This is a genomic window from Pseudomonas sp. OF001 (assembly GCF_904426495.1).
GTDB lineage: Bacteria > Pseudomonadota > Gammaproteobacteria > Pseudomonadales > Pseudomonadaceae > Geopseudomonas.
Genome location: NZ_CAJGBM010000006.1, coordinates 22,110 through 42,223 on the forward strand (window position 1 = coordinate 22,110; position 20,114 = coordinate 42,223).

Annotated in this window: 22 protein-coding genes and 1 pseudogene; 14 read left to right on the forward strand and 9 right to left on the reverse strand. The window is 69.8% G+C overall.

The window, feature by feature from the left end:
- Positions 1 to 28: 28 nt before the first annotated feature.
- A complete protein-coding gene (locus tag RA210_RS04890; protein WP_201485588.1) occupies positions 29 to 1,123 on the forward strand; it encodes an AI-2E family transporter in 1,095 nt (364 codons plus the stop codon).
- Positions 1,120 to 1,824 (forward strand): DnaA regulatory inactivator Hda, encoded by a 705-nt coding sequence (hda, locus tag RA210_RS04895; protein ID WP_136489423.1) that lies wholly within the window; start codon positions 1,120 to 1,122, stop codon positions 1,822 to 1,824. The genes RA210_RS04890 and hda overlap by 4 nt, the downstream gene beginning before the upstream one ends.
- A gap of 58 nt (positions 1,825 to 1,882) precedes the next feature.
- Here hda and RA210_RS04900 read toward each other — a convergent pair whose 3' ends face one another.
- The 3 genes from RA210_RS04900 to arsC are packed head-to-tail and all read right to left on the reverse strand — an operon-like array spanning position 1,883 to position 3,238.
- Complete coding sequence (locus RA210_RS04900; RefSeq protein WP_201485589.1) at positions 1,883 to 2,290, reverse strand: DUF2069 domain-containing protein; 408 nt, start codon at positions 2,288 to 2,290, stop codon at positions 1,883 to 1,885.
- Between the two features lies 1 nt (position 2,291).
- Entirely contained in the window at positions 2,292 to 2,888 is a 597-nt protein-coding gene (gene wrbA / locus RA210_RS04905; RefSeq protein ID WP_201485590.1) for an NAD(P)H:quinone oxidoreductase, read from the reverse strand.
- Entirely contained in the window at positions 2,885 to 3,238 is a 354-nt protein-coding gene (gene arsC / locus RA210_RS04910; protein ID WP_201485591.1) for an arsenate reductase (glutaredoxin), read from the reverse strand. The genes wrbA and arsC overlap by 4 nt, the downstream gene beginning before the upstream one ends.
- Before the next feature lie 106 nt (positions 3,239 to 3,344).
- On the opposite strand from arsC, the gene RA210_RS04915 reads away from it, so the two are divergent.
- Positions 3,345 to 4,580: a YihY family inner membrane protein gene (locus RA210_RS04915; protein ID WP_136489419.1), complete on the forward strand. Its 1,236-nt coding sequence runs from the start codon at positions 3,345 to 3,347 to the stop codon at positions 4,578 to 4,580.
- Between the two features lie 3 nt (positions 4,581 to 4,583).
- Here the strand turns inward: RA210_RS04915 and RA210_RS04920 are convergent, their stop codons facing one another.
- Positions 4,584 to 4,955 (reverse strand): hypothetical protein, encoded by a 372-nt coding sequence (locus RA210_RS04920; RefSeq protein WP_201485592.1) that lies wholly within the window; start codon positions 4,953 to 4,955, stop codon positions 4,584 to 4,586.
- Positions 4,956 to 5,153: 198 nt separating this feature from the next.
- Here RA210_RS04920 and RA210_RS04925 point away from each other — a divergent pair, with 198 nt between their 5' ends.
- Both RA210_RS04925 and RA210_RS04930 read left to right on the forward strand, forming a co-directional pair.
- On the forward strand, positions 5,154 to 5,627 hold the full coding sequence (locus RA210_RS04925; protein WP_201485640.1) for a TlpA family protein disulfide reductase: 474 nt from the start codon (positions 5,154 to 5,156) through the stop codon (positions 5,625 to 5,627).
- Positions 5,628 to 5,756: 129 nt separating this feature from the next.
- Entirely contained in the window at positions 5,757 to 7,097 is a 1,341-nt protein-coding gene (locus RA210_RS04930; RefSeq protein WP_201485593.1) for a diguanylate cyclase domain-containing protein, read from the forward strand.
- Here RA210_RS04930 and RA210_RS04935 read toward each other — a convergent pair whose 3' ends face one another.
- From RA210_RS04935 to RA210_RS04945, 3 genes are all read right to left on the reverse strand, one after another.
- Positions 7,098 to 8,051, reverse strand: coding sequence for a hypothetical protein (locus tag RA210_RS04935; RefSeq protein WP_201485594.1), 954 nt, complete (start codon positions 8,049 to 8,051; stop codon positions 7,098 to 7,100).
- An 8-nt stretch (positions 8,052 to 8,059) separates the two neighbouring features.
- Positions 8,060 to 9,775 carry a proline--tRNA ligase gene (locus RA210_RS04940; RefSeq protein WP_201485595.1) on the reverse strand — a complete coding sequence of 572 codons (1,716 nt, stop codon included), beginning with the start codon at positions 9,773 to 9,775 and terminating at the stop codon, positions 8,060 to 8,062.
- A gap of 155 nt (positions 9,776 to 9,930) precedes the next feature.
- Positions 9,931 to 11,289 (reverse strand): OprD family porin, encoded by a 1,359-nt coding sequence (locus tag RA210_RS04945; protein WP_201485596.1) that lies wholly within the window; start codon positions 11,287 to 11,289, stop codon positions 9,931 to 9,933.
- Positions 11,290 to 11,544: 255 nt separating this feature from the next.
- On the opposite strand from RA210_RS04945, the gene RA210_RS04950 reads away from it, so the two are divergent.
- The 9 genes from RA210_RS04950 (at position 11,545) to RA210_RS04990 (ending at position 18,845) form a co-directional block, all read left to right on the forward strand.
- Positions 11,545 to 12,243, forward strand: a complete 699-nt coding sequence (locus RA210_RS04950; protein ID WP_201485597.1) for a thermostable hemolysin — start codon at positions 11,545 to 11,547, stop codon at positions 12,241 to 12,243.
- Positions 12,227 to 13,705: an AMP-binding protein gene (locus RA210_RS04955; RefSeq protein WP_201485598.1), complete on the forward strand. Its 1,479-nt coding sequence runs from the start codon at positions 12,227 to 12,229 to the stop codon at positions 13,703 to 13,705. The genes RA210_RS04950 and RA210_RS04955 overlap by 17 nt, the downstream gene beginning before the upstream one ends.
- On the forward strand, positions 13,702 to 14,376 hold the full coding sequence (locus RA210_RS04960) for a TenA family transcriptional regulator (protein WP_201485599.1): 675 nt from the start codon (positions 13,702 to 13,704) through the stop codon (positions 14,374 to 14,376). The genes RA210_RS04955 and RA210_RS04960 overlap by 4 nt, the downstream gene beginning before the upstream one ends.
- Positions 14,363 to 15,154 (forward strand): SDR family oxidoreductase, encoded by a 792-nt coding sequence (locus RA210_RS04965; RefSeq protein ID WP_201485600.1) that lies wholly within the window; start codon positions 14,363 to 14,365, stop codon positions 15,152 to 15,154. The genes RA210_RS04960 and RA210_RS04965 overlap by 14 nt, the downstream gene beginning before the upstream one ends.
- Before the next feature lie 116 nt (positions 15,155 to 15,270).
- A complete protein-coding gene (locus RA210_RS04970; protein ID WP_136489410.1) occupies positions 15,271 to 15,927 on the forward strand; it encodes a TRAP transporter TatT component family protein in 657 nt (218 codons plus the stop codon).
- Positions 15,928 to 16,027: 100 nt separating this feature from the next.
- On the forward strand, positions 16,028 to 16,687 hold the full coding sequence (locus tag RA210_RS04975) for a response regulator (RefSeq protein WP_136489409.1): 660 nt from the start codon (positions 16,028 to 16,030) through the stop codon (positions 16,685 to 16,687).
- On the forward strand, positions 16,684 to 18,150 hold the full coding sequence (locus RA210_RS04980) for an ATP-binding protein (protein WP_201485601.1): 1,467 nt from the start codon (positions 16,684 to 16,686) through the stop codon (positions 18,148 to 18,150). Before RA210_RS04975 ends, RA210_RS04980 begins: the two co-directional genes overlap by 4 nt.
- Positions 18,151 to 18,207: 57 nt before the next feature.
- Positions 18,208 to 18,642 carry an HIT domain-containing protein gene (locus RA210_RS04985; RefSeq protein WP_136489408.1) on the forward strand — a complete coding sequence of 145 codons (435 nt, stop codon included), beginning with the start codon at positions 18,208 to 18,210 and terminating at the stop codon, positions 18,640 to 18,642.
- Complete coding sequence (locus RA210_RS04990; RefSeq protein WP_136489407.1) at positions 18,639 to 18,845, forward strand: SlyX family protein; 207 nt, start codon at positions 18,639 to 18,641, stop codon at positions 18,843 to 18,845. The genes RA210_RS04985 and RA210_RS04990 overlap by 4 nt, the downstream gene beginning before the upstream one ends.
- Positions 18,846 to 18,947: 102 nt before the next feature.
- On the opposite strand, the gene RA210_RS22155 is transcribed toward RA210_RS04990, so the two are convergent.
- Together RA210_RS22155 and RA210_RS22160 are read right to left on the reverse strand one after the other, a co-directional pair.
- The gene (locus RA210_RS22155) at positions 18,948 to 19,139 is read right to left on the reverse strand and encodes a cold-shock protein (RefSeq protein WP_136489458.1); all 192 of its coding nucleotides are present in this window, start codon (positions 19,137 to 19,139) and stop codon (positions 18,948 to 18,950) included.
- Positions 19,140 to 19,346: 207 nt separating this feature from the next.
- Positions 19,347 to 19,622: pseudogene (locus RA210_RS22160) on the reverse strand (cold shock domain-containing protein membrane protein); the annotation flags it as partial.
- Positions 19,623 to 20,114: the final 492 nt, after the last annotated feature.

Here is a 20,114-nt window from a genome sequence, read left to right on the forward strand (position 1 = left end):
TCCTCCGGGGCTGGCAAGGAGTGCGCCCATGTTGAGCAATTCGCGCAGCTGGCTGTGGCTGGCCGGCCTGGTCCTGCTCGGCTGGCTGATCCACCAGCTGCAGCCGGTGCTGATGCCCTTCCTGGTCGGCACCCTGCTGGCCTACCTGGGCGACCCGCTGGTCGACCGCCTCGAGGCGCGCGGCCTGTCGCGCACCTGGGGCGTGGTGGCGGTGTTCACCCTGTTCAGCCTGATCCTGCTGGCCATGCTGCTGGTGCTGGTGCCGCTGCTCGGCCGCCAGCTGCTGCGCCTCTACGAGCTGGCGCCGCTGATGCTCGACTGGCTGCAGGGCACTGCGCTGCCGTGGGGGCAGCAGCAGTTCGGCCTGCGCGCCGACTTCTGGCGCCTGGACCGCCTCAAGGCCTTGTTCACCGAACACCTCGGCCAGGCCACCGACTTCGCCGGCCTGCTGCTGAGCCAGGTCACCTCGTCGAGCCTGGCGCTGCTGGCCTGGTTCGGCAACCTGTTGCTGATCCCGGTGGTGAGCTTCTACCTGCTGCGCGACTGGGACCTGATGCTCGCCCATCTGCGCAACCTGCTGCCGCGCCGCCGCGAGGGGCTGGTGGTGCGTCTGGCCGGCGAATGCCACGAGGTGCTCGGCGCCTTCCTGCGCGGCCAGCTGCTGGTGATGCTGGCACTGGCGCTGGTCTACGCGGCGGGGCTGATGCTGCTCGGTCTCGAGCTGGGCCTGCTGATCGGCGTGCTTGCCGGCCTGGCCAGTCTGGTGCCGTACATGGGCTTCGTGGTCGGCATCGCCGCGGCGCTGGTGGCGGTGCTGTTCCAGTTCGGCCTCGAGTGGTATCCGCTGCTCGGCGTGCTGGTGGTGTTCACCGTCGGCCAGCTGCTCGAGGGCATGTGGCTGACCCCCATGCTGGTCGGCGACCGCATCGGCCTGCACCCGGTGGCGGTGATCTTCGCCGTGCTCGCCGGCGGCCAGCTGTTCGGCTTCACCGGCGTGCTGCTGGCGCTGCCGGTGGCGGCGGTGATCATGGTGCTGCTGCGCCATGTGCACGACTTCTATAAACTGTCAGCACTTTACGGAGAGTCAGGCGATGGCTCGCAGGAGCCGTCGGAGTCCCCATGAAACCCATCCAGCTGCCTCTGGGTGTGCGTCTGCGCGATGACGCCACCTTCGCCAACTACTATCCCGGGGCCAACGCGGCCGCACTGGGGTACGTCGAGCGCATGTGCGAGACCGATGTCGGCTGGGCGGAAAACCTGATCTACCTGTGGGGCGCCGAGGGCGTCGGGCGCAGCCACCTGCTGCAGGCCGCCTGCCTGCGCATGGAGCAGTTCGGCGGCCGCGCGGTGTACCTGCCGCTGGATACGGTGGCCATGTACGGCCCGCAGCTGCTCGACAACCTCGAGCAGTGCGACCTGGTGTGCATCGACGAGGTCGACCTGGTGGCCGGCCACCCGACCTGGGAAGAGGCGCTGTTCCACCTGTTCAACCGCCTGCGCGACGCCGGCCGGCGCCTGCTGCTGTCGGCCTCGGCACCGCCGCGCGAGGTGCCGATCAAGCTGCCCGACCTCAAGTCGCGGCTGACCCTGGCGCTGGTGTTCCAGCTGCACGGCCTGTCCGACGAGGACAAGCTGCGCGCCCTGCAGCTGCGCGCCTCGCGTCGCGGCCTGCACCTGACCGACGAGGTCGGCCGCTTCATCCTCACCCGCGGCTCGCGCAGCATGAACTCGCTGTTCGACCTGCTCGAGCAGCTCGACCACGCCTCGCTGCAGGCGCAGCGCAAGCTGACCATCCCCTTCCTCAAGGAAACCCTCGGCTGGTGAGGCTGGCGTAGGGTGGGTTACGCCGCGGTGCGGCTGACCCACCCTGCGCATCCCCGCATCATTCCCCGGCCAGCTTGCGCTGGTACTGGAAGCTCCAGCGCGTGTACAGGGTGGCGCTGCAGAACAGCAGCACGCTGAGCGCCGCCTCCAGGCTGCCGTAGACCAGGCGGCCCGGCTCGAAGGCGGTGACCACTCCCTGGATGAAGTACAGGTTGACCACGTAGCAGGCCCAGGCGTGCACGCGCACGTTGCCGAGCAGGATGCCGGGGGCGAGGATCGCCAGCGGCAGCAGGTGCACGCCGAGGATCACCCAGGGGCGTGCGCCGTGCAGGTCGACGATCAGCAGGTACCAGACGCCGAGCAGCGCGATCAGGGCGAGGAAGGTGGCCAGGCTGGCCCAGCGCGCCAGGCGGCGGCGTGGCTCCAGCCATTCCAGCGCCGGCAGCGGTTTGTTCTTGCGCGCCATCTCAGCTCCCCAGTTTCAGCGCGGTCTGCGCCAGGCGTTGGCCCAGTGCGCGGCACAGGGCGGTCTCGTGTTCGTCGAGGGTGCGCTTGCCGTCGGCGCCGGCGTGGTGGCTGGCGCCGTAGGGCGTGCCGCCGCCACGGGTCTCCAGCAGCGCGGTCTCGCTGTAGGGCAGGCCGCAGACCAGCATGCCGTGGTGCAGCAGCGGCAGCATCATCGACAGCTGGGTGCTCTCCTGGCCGCCGTGCAGGCTGGCGGTGGAGGTGAACACCCCGGCCGGCTTGCCGACCAGCTCGCCGGTCAGCCACAGGCTGCTGGTGCTGTCGAGGAAATGCTTGAGCGGCGCGGCCATGTTGCCGAAGCGGGTCGGGCTGCCCAGCACCAGGCCGGAGCAGTGCTTGAGGTCGTCGAGGGTGGCATAGATCGCGCCTTCCTCGGGGATCTCCGGGGCCACCGCCGCGCACTCGGGGGAGACCGCCGGCACGCAGCGCAGGCGCGCCGCCAGGCCGCCCTGCTCGATGCCGCGGGCGATCTGCCGCGCCATCTCGGCGGTGGCGCCGTGGCGGCTGTAGTAGAGCACCAGGATGTAGGGCTGGCTCACGGCAGCAGCTCCAGAACGCGCTCCGGCGGCCGGCCGACCACCGCCCGGTCGCCGGCCACCAGGATCGGCCGCTCGATCAGTCGCGGGTGGGCGAGCATGGCGGCGATCAGCGCCTCGTCGTCCAGCGCCGGGTCGGCCAGGTTGAGCTCCTGGTAGACTTCCTCGCCGCTGCGCAGCAGCTGGCGAGGGGTGTAGCCGAGCTTGGCGAGCAGCGCACGCAACTCCGCTGCCGACGGCGGGGTGTCCAGGTAGCGCACCACGTGCGGGGCGAGGCCGCGGGCCTCGAGCAGTTCCAGCGCGCCACGGGATTTCGAGCAGCGCGGGTTGTGATACAGGGTCAGGTCGGTCATCTCGGTTGGCCCGTGACTGGAGGAGGGCGCTATTCTAACCGGGCCGGCCCCCGGCCCTGAACCTTCCCGAGCGAGACGGGACGATGCCGCCTACAAAGGAGTGTCGATGCATCCTCACCTGCAGCAGGCCTGGCGCTTCGCCGAGCGGCTGGTGCGCCGCTTCTTCGCCGACCGCGTGCCGCAGAGCGCCGCGGCCCTGACCTACACCACCCTGTTCGCGGTGGTGCCGATGATGACCGTGACCTTCGTCATGCTCGCCGCCGTGCCGGCCTTCCGCGATCTCGGCGAGCCGATCCAGGCGTTCATCTTCCACAACTTCGTGCCCTCGGCGGGCGAGCAGGTGCAGCAGTACCTGCGCGGCTTCAGCAGCCAGGCGCGCGAGCTGACCTGGATCGGCGTGGCGCTGCTGGGAGCGACCGCGCTGCTGACCCTGAGCACCATCGAGGGCGCCTTCAACCAGATCTGGCGGGTGCGTCGGGCACGTCGCGGCCTGTCGAGTTTCCTGCTGTACTGGGCGATCCTCAGTCTCGGCCCGCTGCTGCTCGGCGCCGGTTTCGCCGCCAGCACCTATGTCACTTCGCTGAAGTTCCTCTCCGGCCCCGAGGCGTTGCCCGGCGCGGCGACCCTGCTCGGCCTCACTCCGCTGCTGAGCGGCATCGCCGCCTTCACCCTGCTCTACGTGGCCGTGCCCAACACCCGGGTGCGCCTGCGCCACGCGCTGGTCGGCGGCGTGTTCACCGCCCTGCTGTTCGAGGCGGCCAAGGCGCTTTTTGCCCTCTACGTCAGTCTGTTCCCCGGTTACCAGCTGATCTACGGCGCCTTCGCCGCCGTGCCGCTGTTCCTGCTGTGGATCTACCTGGGCTGGCTGATCGTGCTGGCCGGTGCCGAGCTGGTCTGCCATCTCGGCTCGCCGGACAGCTGGGAGGGACGCGCACGCCCGGCGCTACTCAACCTGCTCGGCGTGCTGGCGCAGTTCCACGAGGCCCAGCAGAGCGGTCGCGCCCTTTCCCGCGAGGCGCTGGCGCAGCGGGGCTGGGGGGTGGACGACGAGGAGTGGCTGGCGCTGATCGACTTCCTCGAGGGGGAGCGCCTGGTCAGCACCACCGGCGGCGGCGACTGGGTGCTGTGCCGCGACCTGTCGCGGCTGTCGCTGGCCGAGCTGCTGGGGCGCAGTCCCTGGCCGCTGCCGGCGCTGTCCGGCCTGCCGGAGCGTCTGCCGCAGACGCTGCCGGCACCCTGGTATCCGCGCCTGCGCGAGGCCCTGCAGGCCCTGGAGCAGGCGCGCGCGGAACGGTTCGGCGACAGCCTGGCGCAGTGGCTGGCGGGGAAGGGCGGGAGCTGAGTCTCAGATGAGCACGCTGGTCACGGGCTGCACGAAGATGTCCTCGATGCGCACGCTGCGCGGCGCGACGGCACTGCGCAGGCGCAGCTCGACGGCGGCGAGCTGCTGCCGCACCGGCAGGCGCGCCACGCCGGAGAGCAGGATGCGCTGGCGCATGTCGAGGCGACCGTGGTCGATCAGTACCTCGTGTGACTGGTTGCCGTCGAGGTAGCTGACCAGCAGCGACACCGGCAGCTCGCTGAGACCGGGCAGGTGCAGCCAGGCGGCGATCTCCAGCTCCAGGACGCGGCCGTTGCCCAGGCTGCCCTGGCGGCTTGCGGCGGCCAGTTGGGCGGCGGTCAGGGTGTGCAGCAGCTGGTCGTGGTGGGATGCCATGGTAGTCTCCGCTGAATGATCTCGAGCGGCGGCATTATAGGTAGTCGTCTTCGGCGGTTTTGTGGCGCCGTTCGGGTGTTGTGATTCGCGCGCTTGCTGATTGGTCGGTTTTTTGTCGTTTTGTGGGGCGGCCGTGAGGGTGGTCGGGGAGCACCGATGTGCTCGCGGTGGCTCGGGAAGCGAGGGGGCAGTGAGATGATGCTGAAGACATGGCGGAGACTGCTGCCGCTGGCAGTCGGCCTGCTGCTGGCCGCCTGTGGCGGGGAGGACTGGGGCCCGGACCAGCACGGTCGGCCGGTGGCTGCGGAACAGCTGGAGGGCCGCTGGCTGGTGGTCAACTACTGGGCTGAATGGTGCGGCCCCTGTCGCAGGGAGATACCGGAGCTCAATCGCCTGGCCGAGGAGCTGCAGAGCGCTCCGGTGCGGGTGGTGGGGGTGAACTTCGATGCCCTGCAGGGCGAGGAACTGGCCCGCGCCGTCGAGGCGCTGGGCATCCGCTACGCCAACCTGGCGCAGGATCCGGCGCCGCGCCTGGGGCTGGCGCCCAGCCAGGTGCTGCCGGTGACCTGGCTGGTCGATCCGCAGGGCCGGGCGCGCGAGCAACTGAGCGGCGAGCAGACGGCGTCGGGCCTGCGCGAGCGGCTGCGCGCGCTGGGGGCTACGCTGCCATGACGGCGGCGCGTGCGGCCTGGTTGGCGCACGTTCACGGATATGTGATATTCGTCACGCCGAACGCCCCGTCCGGTTCGGCGCCTGCGCTGCACCGCGGCGGGTACCTTCGGCACTTCTCCGGGCCTTGCGATGAACAACGGCAACCACCCCCCGCTGGTCAAGATCGTCGACCTGTTGATGGACGCCATCTGCGTGGTCGATGTCGAGGGGCGCTTTCTCGCCGTCAGCGCCGCCTGCGAGCGCATCTTCGGCTACCGGCCGGAGGAGCTGATCGGCCGGCCGATGATCGAGCTGGTCGCCGACGAGGATCGTGCGCGCACCCTGCAGGCGGCCCGCGAGATCATGGCCGGCGAGCCCAAGCTCAATTTCGAGAACCGCTACCGGCGCAAGGACGGCCGCTATGCCGATATCCAGTGGTCGGCCTGCTGGCTGGAGAGCGACGGCGTGCGGATCGCGGTGGCGCGGGACGTCAGTGCGCGCCGGCGCGCCGAAAGGCTGCAGGCGGCGCTCTACGCCATCTCCGAGGCGGCCCATGCCGCCAGCGATCTGCTGGCGCTGTTCGAGCAGATCCGACGGATCATCGGCGAGCTGCTGCCGGTGCGCGGCTTCTTCGTTGCCCTGCGCGATGAGCGCGGCGAGCGCTTGACGCTCGCCTATCCATCCTCCGCCGAGTCCGCCGCTGCCGTCGAGTTGTGCGCGCAGATCGTCCGCAGTCGGCAGGCGCTGTTGCAGGCCGGCGTGCAGCCGGACGATGGCTGCTGGCTCGGTGTCCCGCTCGACTGCCAGCAGGGCGTCATCGGCGCGCTGCTGCTGGAAAGCCCGGCCGGCGGTACCGGCTACGGCGAGCAGGAGCGCGAACTGCTGCAGTTCGTCTCGGCGCAGGTCGCCACCGCCATCGAGCGCAAGCGCCTCTACGCGCGCCTCGCGCACGCCGCGCAGCATGACGCCCTGACCGGCCTGGCCAATCGGGAGCTGCTCTCCGAGCGCTTGCAGGGAGCGCTGGCCCGTGCGCGGCGCAGCGGGCAGCTGCTGGCGCTGCTCTACCTCGACCTCGACGACTTCAAGCGGGTCAACGACACCCTGGGTCACGCCGCCGGCGACCGTCTGCTCCAGGAGACGGCGCGCCGGCTGCTGCAGACGGTGCGCGCCAGCGACACGGTGGCGCGCATCGGCGGCGACGAGTTCGTGGTGCTGCTCGAGGGCATCCTGCACGCGGAGCAGGCCCCGCAGGTGGCGGAGAAGATTCGCGCGGCCCTGGGGCGGCCGCTCGAGCTGGCGGGGGGCGCGCCATGCATGTTGCCGAGCATCGGCATCGCGCTCTATCCCGGAGATGGCGAGAGCGAGTTCGAGCTGCTCCGCCAGGCGGATGCCGCCATGTATGCGGTCAAGCAGCAGCGTGCGGCGCAGCGAGCGGCGGCCCTCGGCGCGGCCGCTCCCGGCAGGACGGCGGGGGAAAGCGCCGGAGGCTGATCAGTCGCCGCGGGGCGTGTCGCTGGCCACCCGGCCGGCATCCTCGAGCAGCGCCTGGACCAGTTCCTGCTGCAGCTCGGGGTCGTTGCGGGTCAGCTCGATCAGGCTCTGCTCCAGCTCGCTGGCTTCCTCTTCCAGTCCCAGTTCGGACAGGCGCTTGACCCGGTGCACCCAGTGGGTCACGTCGTCGCCCTCCAGGTCGGCGTAGATCAGCTCGTGGGCTTCCCGCAGGCGGCCGCGCAGGCTGTGGCTGAGCCGCAGGGTGACTTCGGCGCGGGCCTGTCCCTGGGGATCCTCGGCGCGCAGCTGCAGCCTGGCGATGTGGCCCAGATCCTGCTCGGCGAACGGGCTGTCGAGCAGGTTGAGACGCAGCACGCCGTTGCGGCTGGTGGTCAGCTCGTAGGTCTGCTCGCCGACCTGCACCTGCACCGGACGCTCGGCCCAGGGCAGGCTGGAGTATTCCAGACGGGGCTCGCCCTGCTGCTCGTCGAGCGCGGCGAGGTTCTGCTGGGCGCGGCCGTTGGACTCGACGTTCATCAGCGGGTTGAGGCCGGCGAAGCCGTAGCTGATCCAGTCGCGGGTGGCGCTTTCCGGCAGGTGGCCGAGCAGGGGCACGTTGAGCACGTTGGCGCCGATGCCGGCGACCACCGCCAGCGCGCCCAGCGGGATCTCGTAGAGTTCGCGCCAGGGCTGGTAGGGGGTGTAGCGCTGGTAGCGGCGCGTCACCTCGAACGGGGTGACCTCGAAGGTCTTCTGCTCCTGGATGCGCACCCGCCGCTGCGGCAGCTCGAGCACCGGCGAGCTGCCGGCGTCGATCTGCAGGCTGTGGTCGAGCAGCTTGCGCTCGACCCGCTCCTCGAGTTCGCTGCGCTGGGGCAGCTGGTTGGCACAGCCGGTGAGGAGCACGGCGCCGCACAGGGCGGCGCCGGCAAGGCGATGGTGGCGTCTGGGCATGATCTCGGTTAGCGGTTGATACGGGCGGCGAGGAACGCCTGGATCTCGGCGAGCGGCACGTTCTGCGCCTCGCTGTCGCGGCGGCCCTTGTATTCGAGAACCGATTCGGCCAGGCCGCGCTCGCTGACCACGATGCGGTGCGGGATGCCGATCAGTTCCATGTCGGCGAATTTGACGCCCGGACTGGTCTTCTTGTCACGGTCATCGAACAGCACTTCGTAGCCGGCAGCGGTCAGCTCGGCGTACAGGCGGTCGGCAGCTTCCTTGACCGCGGCGTTCTCGTACTTCATCGGCACGATGGCGATCTGGAACGGCGCCAGCGCCTGCGGCCAGAGGATGCCGCGCTCGTCCCAGTTCTGCTCGATGGCGGCGGCCACCACGCGCGACACGCCGATACCGTAGCAACCCATGATCAGGGTCACCGGCTTGCCGTTCTCGCCGAGCACCGAGACGTTGAGCGCCTGGCTGTACTTGGTGCCGAGCTGGAAGATGTGGCCGACCTCGATGCCGCGCTTGATCACCAGGGTGCCCTGGCCGTCCGGGCTGGGGTCGCCCTCGACCACGTTGCGCAGGTCGGCGACCGCCGGCAGCGGCAGGTCGCGCTCCCAGTTGAGGCCGAAATAGTGCTTGCCGTCGACGTTGGCGCCGGCGGCGAAGTCGCTGATCAGCGCCACCGAGCGGTCGATCACGCAGGGGATCGGCAGGTTCAGCGGGCCGAGCGAGCCGGGACCGGCACCGATGGCGGCGCGGATCTCGGCTTCGGAGGCGAACACCAGCGGGCTGGCGACCAGCTCGTGGTTGGCGGCCTTGATCTCGTTCAGTTCGTGGTCGCCGCGCACGATCAGGGCGATCAGCTTGCCTTCCTCGGCGGCGTGCACCACCAGGGTCTTCACGGTCTTGTCGATGGCCAGGCCGAACTGGGCGACCAGCTCGTCGATGGTCCTGGCGTCCGGGGTGTCGACCAGGCGCAGTTCCTCGGTTGCCGCACCACGCGCCTTCTCGCGCGGGATGGCCTCGGCCTTCTCGATGTTGGCCGCGTAGTCGGAGCTGTCGCTGAAGGCGATGTCGTCCTCGCCGGACTCGGCCAGCACGTGGAACTCGTGGGAGCCGGTGCCGCCGATCGAGCCGGTGTCGGCCTGCACCGGGCGGAAGTTCAGGCCCAGGCGGGTGAACACGTTGCAGTACGCCTGGTGCATGCGGTCGTAGGTTTCCTGCAGCGACTCCTGGGTCATGTGGAAGGAGTAGGCGTCCTTCATCAGGAATTCGCGGCCGCGCATCAGGCCGAAGCGCGGGCGGATCTCGTCGCGGAACTTGGTCTGGATCTGGTAGAAGTTGATCGGCAGCTGCTTGTAGCTGTTCAGCTCGTTGCGCGCCAGGTCGGTGATCACTTCCTCGTGGGTCGGGCCGACGCAGAAGTCGCGCTGGTGGCGGTCCTTGATGCGCAGCAGCTCGGGGCCGTACTGCTCCCAGCGCCCGGACTCCTGCCACAGCTCGGCCGGCTGGATGGCTGGCATCAGCACTTCCAGGGCGCCGGCGGCGTTCATTTCCTCGCGCACGATGTTCTCCACCTTGCGCAGCACGCGCAGGCCCATCGGCAGCCAGGTGTACAGGCCCGAGGCCAGCTTGCGGATCATGCCGGCGCGCAGCAGCAGCTGGTGGCTGATGACCACGGCGTCGGTGGGGGTTTCCTTGAGGGTCGAGATCAGATACTGGCTGGTACGCATGGGCAGGATGATCCGGTTTCGCTGAACGGAAAAATGCCCGCATTGTACGGCGCGGGTCTGGTGGCGTACAGGGCGGGGGAGGGCTGTGCGGGGCTGGAAAAGCAGAAGCCCGGCGCGGGGCCGGGCTTCCGTTTCGTCGGTACGACCGAGGAGCCTTACAGGATGCTCAGCGGGTACTCGGTGATCACGCGGATCTCGTCCAGATCGTTGCCTCCGATGTTGCCGCCGCCATTGAATTCGCTGTTGGCGCGCCAGGTGGAGTGACGTACGCGGATGGACAGGTCCTTGGCGGCGCCCTCCTGGAACACGTACTTGGCTTCCAGGTTGCGCTCCCACTCCTTGCCGTCTTCGACAGTGCTGTAGTAGCTGTAAGCACCGGTAGCCTTGGTGCCGTCGATGTCCTCACCGGTGATGTAACGCGCCATGAAGCTCAGACCCGGCACGCCGTAGCTGGCCATGTCCAGGTCGTAGCGCAGCTGCCAGGACTTCTCGTTCGGCGCGTTGAAATCGGAGTACTGCACCGAGTTGGCCAGGAAGATCGAGTCGCCGTAGTTGCGGCCGTCCATGGAGATGTAGTCGAACGGCACGTCGCCATCGACCTGCTGGTGGGCCAGGGTCAGCTTGTGCGCGCCCAGGGTATAGGCGGCGGACAGCGACCAGGTGGTGTTGTCGATCTTGCCGGCCTTCTCGTCACCGGTTTCGCTGGTGTCGTAGACGTTGGCGTCGAAGGTCAGCGCCTGGCTGTCGCTCAGCGGGATGTTGTAGTTCAGGTTGGCGTAGTACTGGTTCCAGACGTCCTCCAGCTGGGCGCCGTACAGGGTGACGCTGAAGTTGTCGGTGAAGGCGTAGGTGCCACCCAGGTAGTCGGCGCTGCCGACTTTGTCGCCGACGCCGAGGCCGTAGGCGGTAGTGATTTCACCATCGCTGTTGGTTTCGCGGCTGCCGTCGCGGATGGCGGTGAAGTGGCCGGCGTCGATGCTCAGGCCGTCGACTTCGCTGCTCAGCAGTTGGAAGCCGGTGGCGGTGCCCGGGAACAGGCGGGCAGTGCCGGTGGCGAACACCGGGGAAGTCGGGATCAGGTGGCCGTACTTCAGCTCGGTGTTGGAGATGCGCGCCTTCACTGCGCCGCCAGCGTAGGAATACTCATCCTGAGCTGCGCAGCCGTCAGCACTGCAGTCCTCGGTGGAGGTCGGCAGCAGGCCGGTGCCGCTGGTGCCCTTGCCGCTGTCCAGCTTCAGACCCAGTGCCGCATGGGCGTCGATGCCGAAGCCGACGGTGCCCTGGGTGTAGCCGGACTCGAAGGTGGCCAGAACGCCGTGGGCCCACTCTTCGCGGTAGCTCTGGCCACCAGTGTTGTTACGGAAGTCGCGGTTGAAGTAGTAGTTCTTGTTCAGCAGAACCAGGCTGCCGTCCTCGACGAAGCCCTTGGACTCGGACTGCGCGCTGGCCTGGGCCAGCTGGGAGGAAGCGGCAGCCACGGCCAGTGCGATGACGCTCAGTTTCTTCAGTTGCATATCGGATTGCCCCTAGGTTTCTTTTCGAAGTACTTGTGGCCCTGTGAATGGATCTGACAGGGCAGGACTTTCTTTTTGTCGGCGGTCACTTATAGCACGGAGCTCAAGTGTCGCGGAAGTTGCCTGCTCTCGCGTTCGTCGCGCTTGTCGACGGGGACAAGTTTCCGTCGTTTCCGCCGCGCCCCATCCGCGCTTAAGACTGCGTTAAGTCTGCCGTACCAGAATTGCCTCATACCCTAGAGGGAGGCCCCATTCATGGCACCGCTTCAGGCTGGTCGGGACGATTTTCTGGCGACGGTCGGCACGAATGCCGAACTGGCGTTGCATCTGGCTATGCAAGAGCCGTGCACAAGCCGTCGCAGACAGCTGGAAAACTTCATCGGCGAGCGCTTCGCCGAACACTATGGCGCACGGATCCGCCACTTCATGCCCTGCCTGCTGGGGCTCTATGACGGCGGTCAGCAACTGCAGGCCGCCCTCGGCGTGCGCTGTGGCCAGCAGGGCTCGCTGTTTCTCGAGCACTACCTGGATGCGCCGGTCGAGCAACGCATCGCCGAACTTAACGGCGGCAGCCTGCCGGCGCGCGGGCGGATCGCCGAGGTCGGCAACCTGGCTTCCGTGGGCGGCGGCTATGCCCGCCTGCTGATCGTGTCGCTCACCGAGCTGCTGGCCACCGCGGGCTTTCGCTGGGTGGCCTTCACGGGCACTCCGCTGCTGCTCAACAGCTTCCAGCGCCTGGGCTTGAGCCTGCTGCACCTGGGCCCGGCCGATGGCCAGCGCCTCGGTGCGGAGCTGGCCGATTGGGGCAGCTACTACGCCACCCAGCCGCAGGTGATGGTCGGCGACGTGCTGGCCGCCCACCAGCGCCTGCAGGCGCTGGGCATCTACCGGCGGCTGGGTTACCAGCCGCGCCATGCACTGGACGGAGAGCTCGCCCATGTCGCCTGCGGTTGAACGTTTCCGCCAGCAACTGGCTGATCACGGTACGCGCATCGCCCTGCGCGGCGCCGACCGGCAGTGGACCTACGCCGAACTGCTGCACGAAATCGACTCACGCCGGGCCCTCCTGCACCAGTGCGGGGCGCGGCGCCTGGCGATCGCCCTGGACAACGGCCCCGACTGGCTGTTCTGGGATCTGGCCGCCCTGCTGGCCGGCCTGGTCTGCGTGCCGCTGCCGGGGTTCTTCTCGCCGTCACAGCAGCGCCACGTGCTGGACAGCGCCGGCGTCGACACCCTGGTCACCCGTGATCCGCATGGCTTCGTCGCCCTGGATTTCGTCCCGCGCGGCGCCCTGTGCCAGCGTGAGGTGAGTGACCCGGCGCCGCTGCCGGCCGGCACGGCGAAGATCACCTACACCTCCGGCACCACCGGCCAGCCCAAGGGCGTGTGCCTGTCGGCCGAGGCCATGCTGAACGTGGCGCAGAGCATCGCCGCGGCCACCGCCGGCAGCGGCATCGAGCGCCACCTGTGCGTGCTGCCGCTGGCGGTGCTGCTGGAGAACCTGGCCGGCAACTATGCGCCGCTGCTGATCGGCGCCTGCCTGGAAATCCCGCCACTGGCCGCGGTCGGCATGCGCGGTGCCAGCCAGTTCGAGCTGCCCGCCTTCCTCGCCAGCCTGGCGCGGGTGCGGCCGAGCAGCCTGATCCTGCTGCCGCAGCAACTGCTGGCGCTGGTCACCGCCGCCGAGGGCGGCCAGCCGCTGCCGGACTCGCTGCACTTCATCGCCGTCGGCGGTGGCCGGGTGGCGCCGCAGCTGCTCGAACGCGCCGAGGCCCTGGGCCTGCCGGTGTTCGAGGGCTATGGCCTGTCCGAGTGCGCCTCGGTGGTGTGCCTGAACACGCCCGAGGCGCGCCGCATCGGCAGCGTCGGCCGGCCGCTGGCGCACGCCGAGGTGCGCCTGGCCGACGACGGCGAGGTGCTGGTGCGCGGGGCGACCTTCCTCGGCTACCTCGGCGACCCTCTGCGCCCGGGCGAATGGCTGGGCAGCGGCGACCTGGGCCACTGGGAGGACGGTTTCCTGGTCCTGCACGGGCGCAAGAAGCACCAGTTCGTCACCGCCTTCGGCCGCAACGTCAATCCCGAGTGGGTGGAGGCCGAGCTGGTCCAGCAGTTGCCGATCGCCCAGGCCTGGCTGCACGGCGAGGCGCTGCCGGCCAACGTCGCGGTGCTGGTGCCGCGCGGCGAGGCCAGCGATGCGCTGCTGCAGTCGGCGGTGGATGCGGTCAACGCCGGTCTGCCCGACTACGCCCGCGTGCATTTCTGGCTGCGCGCCGAACAGCCCTTCAGCGAGGCCGGCGGCCTGGCCACCAGCAACGGCCGGCTGCGCCGCCCCGCCTTGTATCAGCATTACCGCAGTGCCATCGAACGTCTGCTCGCCGAGGCGAGCGTCCAAGTTCAAGAGGAACAGCCTTCATGAGTTTCTACGAGTCCCTGCAGCAGCAGACCCAGGCCGAGCGCGAGTACCTGCTGGCGGCGCCTATCTTCGCCGAGGTGATGGCCGGGCGGATCAGCCTGGAGAGCTACGTCGCCTTCCTCGGCCAGGCCTACCACCACGTCAAGCACACCGTGCCGCTGCTGATGGCCTGCGGGGCGCGCCTGCCCGAGCGCCTGGAGTGGCTGCGGGGCGCGATCGCCGAGTACATCGAGGAGGAGTACGGCCACCAGGAGTGGATCCTCAACGACATCCGCGCCTGCGGCGCCGACGCCGAGGCGGTGCGCCAGGCCACGCCCAACCTGCCCACTGAGCTGATGGTCAGCTATGTCTACGACCGCATCGCCCGCTGCAACCCGGTGAGCTTCTTCGGCATGGTCAACGTGCTGGAGGGCACCAGCATCGCCCTGGCGACCCAGGCGGCGCAGATCATCCAGGATCGCCTGCAGCTGCCGGCGCAGGCGTTCAGCTACCTGACCTCGCACGGCAGCCTGGACATCAGTCACGTCGCCTTCTTCGAGAAGCTGATGAACCGCCTCGACGACGCCGACGACCAGGCCGCGGTGGTGCACACCGCCAAGGTGGTCTACCGCCTGTACGGCGACATGTTCCGCAGCCTGCCGCTGTCGCGGGAGAGTCAGCATGCGACTGCCTGATTGCCGCATCCTGCTGACCGGCGCGACCGGCGGCATCGGCCAGCAGCTGGCCGAACACCTCTGCGCGGGCGGCGCGCGCCTGCTGCTGGTCGGCCGCCAGGCCGAGCGCCTGGCGCAGCTGGCGCAGCGCTGCCAGGGGCGCGCCGAGAGCGTGTGCGCCGACATCACCGAGAGCGCCGGGCGCGAGGCGGTGCTGCAGGCGGCGCGCCGCTTCGGCGGCATCAACCTGCTGATCAACGCCGCCGGGGTCAACCACTTCAGCCTGCTCGAGCAGCATGACGAGGAGGCCATCGCCGCCCTGGTCCAGCTCAACGTCACCGCCACCCTGCAGCTCACCCACCGCCTGCTGCCGATGCTGCGCCAGCAGGAGCGGGCGCTGGTGGTCAACATCGGCTCGACCTTCGGCTCCATCGGCTACCCGGGCTTCGCCGCCTACTGCGCCAGCAAGTTCGCCCTGCGCGGCTTCTCCGAGGCGCTGCGCCGCGAGCTGGCCGACACCCGGGTCAAGGTCATGTACGTCGCCCCGCGCGCCACCCGCACCGGCATGAACGAGCAGAGCGTGGTGGCGATGAACGACGAGCTGAAGGTGGCGATGGACGACCCGGCCTGGGTGGCCGAGGCGGTGGTCGCCGCCATCGGTCGCGAAAGCGAGGAGCTCTACCTCGGCTGGCCGGAAAAGCTCTTCGTGCGTCTCAACAGCCTGCTGCCGCGGGTTGTCGACCAGGCGCTGCGCAAGCAGCTGCCGATCATCCAGCGCTTCGCGCGCGGCAAGTCATGAGCGGCGCAGCCCCTGCTGGCTGTGTGTCGTCGATGCTGAGCTGGTGCGGTCCGGGGGCGCGGCGACTGCGCCCGAGGCCGGCCAGCGAGCACGTATCCCGGGAATGGAGTGGAACCATGTCGAAATCCTTCGTGCGCAATCTGGTCCTCGGCGGCGCCCTGCTGCTCAGCCTGCCGAGCTTCGCCCTCACCGCTGCCGGCGAGCAGAGCCTGAAGCAGTTGCAGGGGCGCTGGGCCGAGATCAACTACCAACTGCCCGAGGCGCAGCGCGAGGCTGCCTTCGCCAGGCTGGCGGGCGAGGCCGAGGCCGTCGTCAAGGCCGAGCCGCAGGCCCCCGAGCTGCTGATCTGGAACGGCATCATCCTCAGCACCTGGGCCGGCGCCAAGGGCGGGCTGGGCGCCCTGGACCTGGTCAAGCAGGCGCGCAGCCAGTTCGAGCGGGCGATCGAACTCGATCCCAAGGCCCTCGATGGTTCGGCCTATACCAGCCTGGGCTCGCTCTACTATCAGGTGCCGGGCTGGCCGGTCGGCTTCGGCGACGACGAGCGCGCCGAGCAGTTGCTCAAGCAGGCGCTGACCCTCAATCCCGATGGCATCGACCCCAACTACTTCTACGGCGACTTCCTGCTGCGCGAGAAGCGCTATGCCGAAGCCGAGAAGGTGCTGGAGCAGGCGCTGGCGGCACCGCCGCGCCCGGGGCGCGAGGTGGCCGACGCCGGCCGCCGCAAGGAGGCCCAGGCACTGCTGGAGAAGGCGCGGGCCAAGCTGCGCTGAGTCGCCGGCGACGATTCGAGCGCCGGGTCGGCGAGGGTGCGATACTCTCGCCCGCCCGGCGTTTTCGTGCCGGTCAGGGTCCCGAATCGAGGAGGTGTGGATGCGGATTTTGCTGGTGGAGGACGACAGGGGGCTGGGCGAGGGTATCCGCACTGCGCTCAAGCCCGAGGGCTATACCGTTGATTGGGTGCAGGACGGCGCCAGCGCCTGGCATGCACTCAGTCACGAGGATTTCGATCTGTGCGTGCTGGATCTCGGCCTGCCGCGCATGGATGGCCTGGAGGTGCTGCGCCGCCTGCGCGGCGCCGGCAATGCGATGCCGGTGCTGGTGCTCACCGCGCGCGACGCCACCAGCGACCGCATCGCCGGCCTCGATGCCGGCGCCGACGATTACCTGGTCAAGCCCTTCGACGTCGCCGAACTCAAGGCGCGCCTGCGCGCCCTGCTGCGGCGCAGTTTCGGTCGCGCCCAGCCGGCGCTGGAGTACCGCGGCATCCGTCTGGAGCCGGACAGCCAGCAGGTGACCTTCCAGGGCGTGGCGGTCAACCTGCCGCGCAAGGAGTTTCTCCTCCTCCACGAGCTGCTCGCCCAGCCCGGGCGGGTGCTGACCCGCGACCGGCTGCAGCAGGTGCTCTACGGCTGGGACGAGGAGGTGGAGAGCAACGCCCTCGAGGTGCACGTGCACCACCTGCGCAAGAAGTTCTTCCCCGAGCTGATCCGCACCGTGCGCGGCGTCGGCTATCTGGTGGACAAGGCGTGAGGCTGCGCTCGATCCGCTCGCGCACCCTGGCGCGGGTGCTGGGGGTGCTGATCCTGGCACTGACGGTGATCTCCTGGCTCAGCTACAGCGACGCCAAGCACGAGATCGAGGAGCTGTTCGATGCCCAGCTGGCGCAGAGTGCGCGTCTGCTCGAGGGCATGGTCGGCGGCGAGCTGTCGCCGGCGCTGCGTGCGACCCTGCAGCAGGCGCTGGATGCCGCCCTGCGCGTGCGGGACGAGCCGGATGGTGGCCCGGCGCTCGTCGAGGGGCACCGCTACGAAACCAAGCTGGCCTTCCAGGTGCTCGACGGGCGGGGACAGGTGCTGCTGCAGTCGGCCAGCGCACCCCCCGGGCTGCTGGCCAGCCTGCTGCAGCAGACCGGCGCGCAGGCGCCGGCAGGCGTGTCGCTGGCCGCCCGGGCCGAGCGGCTGGTCGGCTACCACACGCTGAGCCTGGCAGATGCGAAGTGGCGGCTGTTCGTGCGCCAGGACCTGGCCGACCGCCACTGGATCCTGGTCGCCGAGCGCGAGGATGTGCGTGGCGAACTGGTCGGCAGCATCACCCTGCGCAGCCTGCTGCCCGACCTTGTCGGCCTGCCGCTGCTGGCGCTGCTGGTATGGTCGGCGGTCGGCCTCGGCCTGCGACCGCTGCAGCAGGTGGTCGGGCTGATCAAGGCACGTGATGCGGAAAACCTCGCCCCGCTGACCCTGGCGCCGTTGCCCCAGGAGCTGGAGCCGATGGTCGCTGCCCTCAACCGCCTGCTCCTCCAGGTCACCACCCTGCTGGAGCGGGAGAAGCGCTTCCTCGCCGATGCCGCCCACGAGCTGCGCACGCCGCTGGCGGTGCTGCGCATCCACGCGCAGAACGCTCTGGAGGCGCCGGAAGCCGCCGACCGCGAGGCGGCCCTGCGCCAGCTGGTGGCCGGGGTCGAGCGCGCCACCCGCGTGGTGACCCAGTTGCTGACCCTGGCGCGCCTGGAGCCGGCTGCCCGCCAGCTGGGCATGGCCGAGCTGGACCTGGCGAGCTACGTGCGCGGCGAGCTGGCCGAGCTGATCCCGCTGGCGCTGGAGCGCGACCAGGAGCTGAGCTTCGACTGCGACGACATGGCGGACCACCGCCTGCTGGGCGATGCGCCGAGCCTCGGCACCCTGCTGCAGAATCTGGTCGGCAATGCCGTGCAGTACACACCTGCGGGCGGGCGCATCGCCGTCAGCCTGCAGGTCGAGGCACAGCGCGTCGGTCTGCGGGTGGCCGACAGCGGTCCGGGCGTGCCGGCCGAGCAGCGCGAGCTGCTGTTCCGCCGCTTCTATCGCCAGGGCGAGGGGCAGGGCGCCGGCCTGGGGCTGTCCATCGTGCAGCGCATCGTCGAGCTGCATCGCGGCGAGATCCAGCTGGCGGAGTCGCCCCTCGGCGGGCTGCAGGTCGAGGTGTGGCTGCCGCGCGGCCTGTCGCCGGCCAGCTGAGGAGGCAGCTGTGGCACACTGGCGCGCATCGCCACCCCATCCCAAGGAGATGCAGCCATGTTTGCCCTCGATCCGCGCCTGGAGCAGGACACCCTGCACATGGGCGACTTCCCCCTGTGCCGCCTGCTGCTGATGAACGACGCCAGCTATCCCTGGTTCATCCTGGTGCCGCGCCGCGAGGAGGTCAGCGAGCTGTTCCAGCTCGACGCGGCCGACCAGCGTTCGCTGTGGCGCGAGACCCTGCTGCTCGCCGAGCTGCTCAAGGACACCTTCAAGGCCGACAAGATGAACGTCGCCACCCTCGGCAACGTGGTCAGCCAGCTGCACATGCACGTGATCGTGCGGCGGCGCAACGACGCCGCCTGGCCGGCGCCGGTGTGGGGGCGCCAGCCGGCGCAGCCCTACACCGCGGAGCAGGTCCGCGAGGTGCGCGCCAAGCTGCGCCTGGTGCTCGATCCCGAGGACTTCCGCTTCGCCCCGGAGGCCGCATGAGTCTGGAGCTGCGCGTCACCGAACTGGAAACCCGCCTGGCCTTCCAGGACGACACCCTGCAGCAGCTCAGCGACGAGCTGCTCGCCCAGGGCCGGCTGATCGATCTGCTGCAGCGCCAGATCGCCGCGCTGGCCGCGCGCCAGGCCGAGCTGGTCGGCCAGATCGGTCCCGCCGAGGACGAGGCGCCGCCGCCGCACTACTGAGCAGGTCGCGAATGACCGGATCACGAATGACCGGGTCACGAATGACCGGGTCCGCAAACGACAGCGCCCGCCGATTGGCGGGCGCTGTCGTTGCGAAGGGGCTCAGTCCTCGAGGATCTGCACGTCCTCGGCCTGCAGGCCCTTGTCGCGCTGGACCACGGTGAACTCCACGCGCTGGCCCTCGACCAGCACCCGGTGGCCGTCGCCGCGGATGGCGCGGAAGTGCACGAAGATGTCGTCGCCGCTGTCGCGGGAGATGAAGCCGAAGCCCTTGGAGGTGTTGAACCACTTCACCGTGCCGGCTTCGCGCGGGCTTCTCGCCTCGCCGCGGCTGGTGGCGGCGGCCGGCCTGGCGCTCGGCGCCGGGCGCTGCGGGGCGCGCTGGGCGGTCTGTGCCGCCGGCGCGGCGGCGGCCTCGGAGGCGGCCGCACGCGGCTGCGGCAGCAGTTGCACCAGCGCCGCGAGGGCCAGGGCGAGCAGGCACAGCAGCACCGCCGGCTGGCCGCCTAGGCTATTCAGCGGCACCAGAAGGGTCAGGCTCTGCAGGATCACGGCAAGCAGCAGCAGGGCGCTGGCCAGGCGCTGCAGGCGCACGCGCGTGGTATCGGCCAGGGGGGCGACCAGCAGGTTGGCCAGGCCGGTGAAGGCCAGGTACAGGGCGTCGGGCTGCTGCAGCCAGGGCAGGGCGTCGGCGCGCAGGCTGGGGACGAACGACAGCAGCAGGGCGGCCGCGCCCGATAGGAGATGGACGGTTTTCAATATGCTCAAAGAACTCACCTTGGTAACGACGGATACTGACGATGGCGTCCGGGCGTGACGGGGGCGAAGCGGGAAGGGGAACGCCCGGAGAGGGGCGTACAGGTCAGGCCGGACGGCGCCGCGACGGCCTCGGCGAGAAATTGACGCGAGCGGTGCGGACGCGGCGGCTATTTAACCGTAAAGGCAGGCAGCGCTCAATTGCGCCGTTGGGCAAAGGCGCTCGCCTGGCGGGGTGGGGACCTGCAGGTGCGCTGTGCGGAGCGGCTGTCGGTGCGCCGAGGGTGGCAGCCTTCCGGCGGGCTGCGGCCAAGCGGCATTCTCGCGCGCCAGCATGATGCGCGGGCCGGGAAAAGCGCCGCCGGCGATGGCGCCAGCGGCGGGCCGCAGGGCCTGCGCCGCGTGATTGTTTCAGGCTATAATCCCCGCCCTTTATCACGGCAAGGCCTGCTGCCCGCGTGCCTGCGTCGCGCCGGCGGCCGTGGCGGCAGCGGTTGCCCACGGCAACCGCGG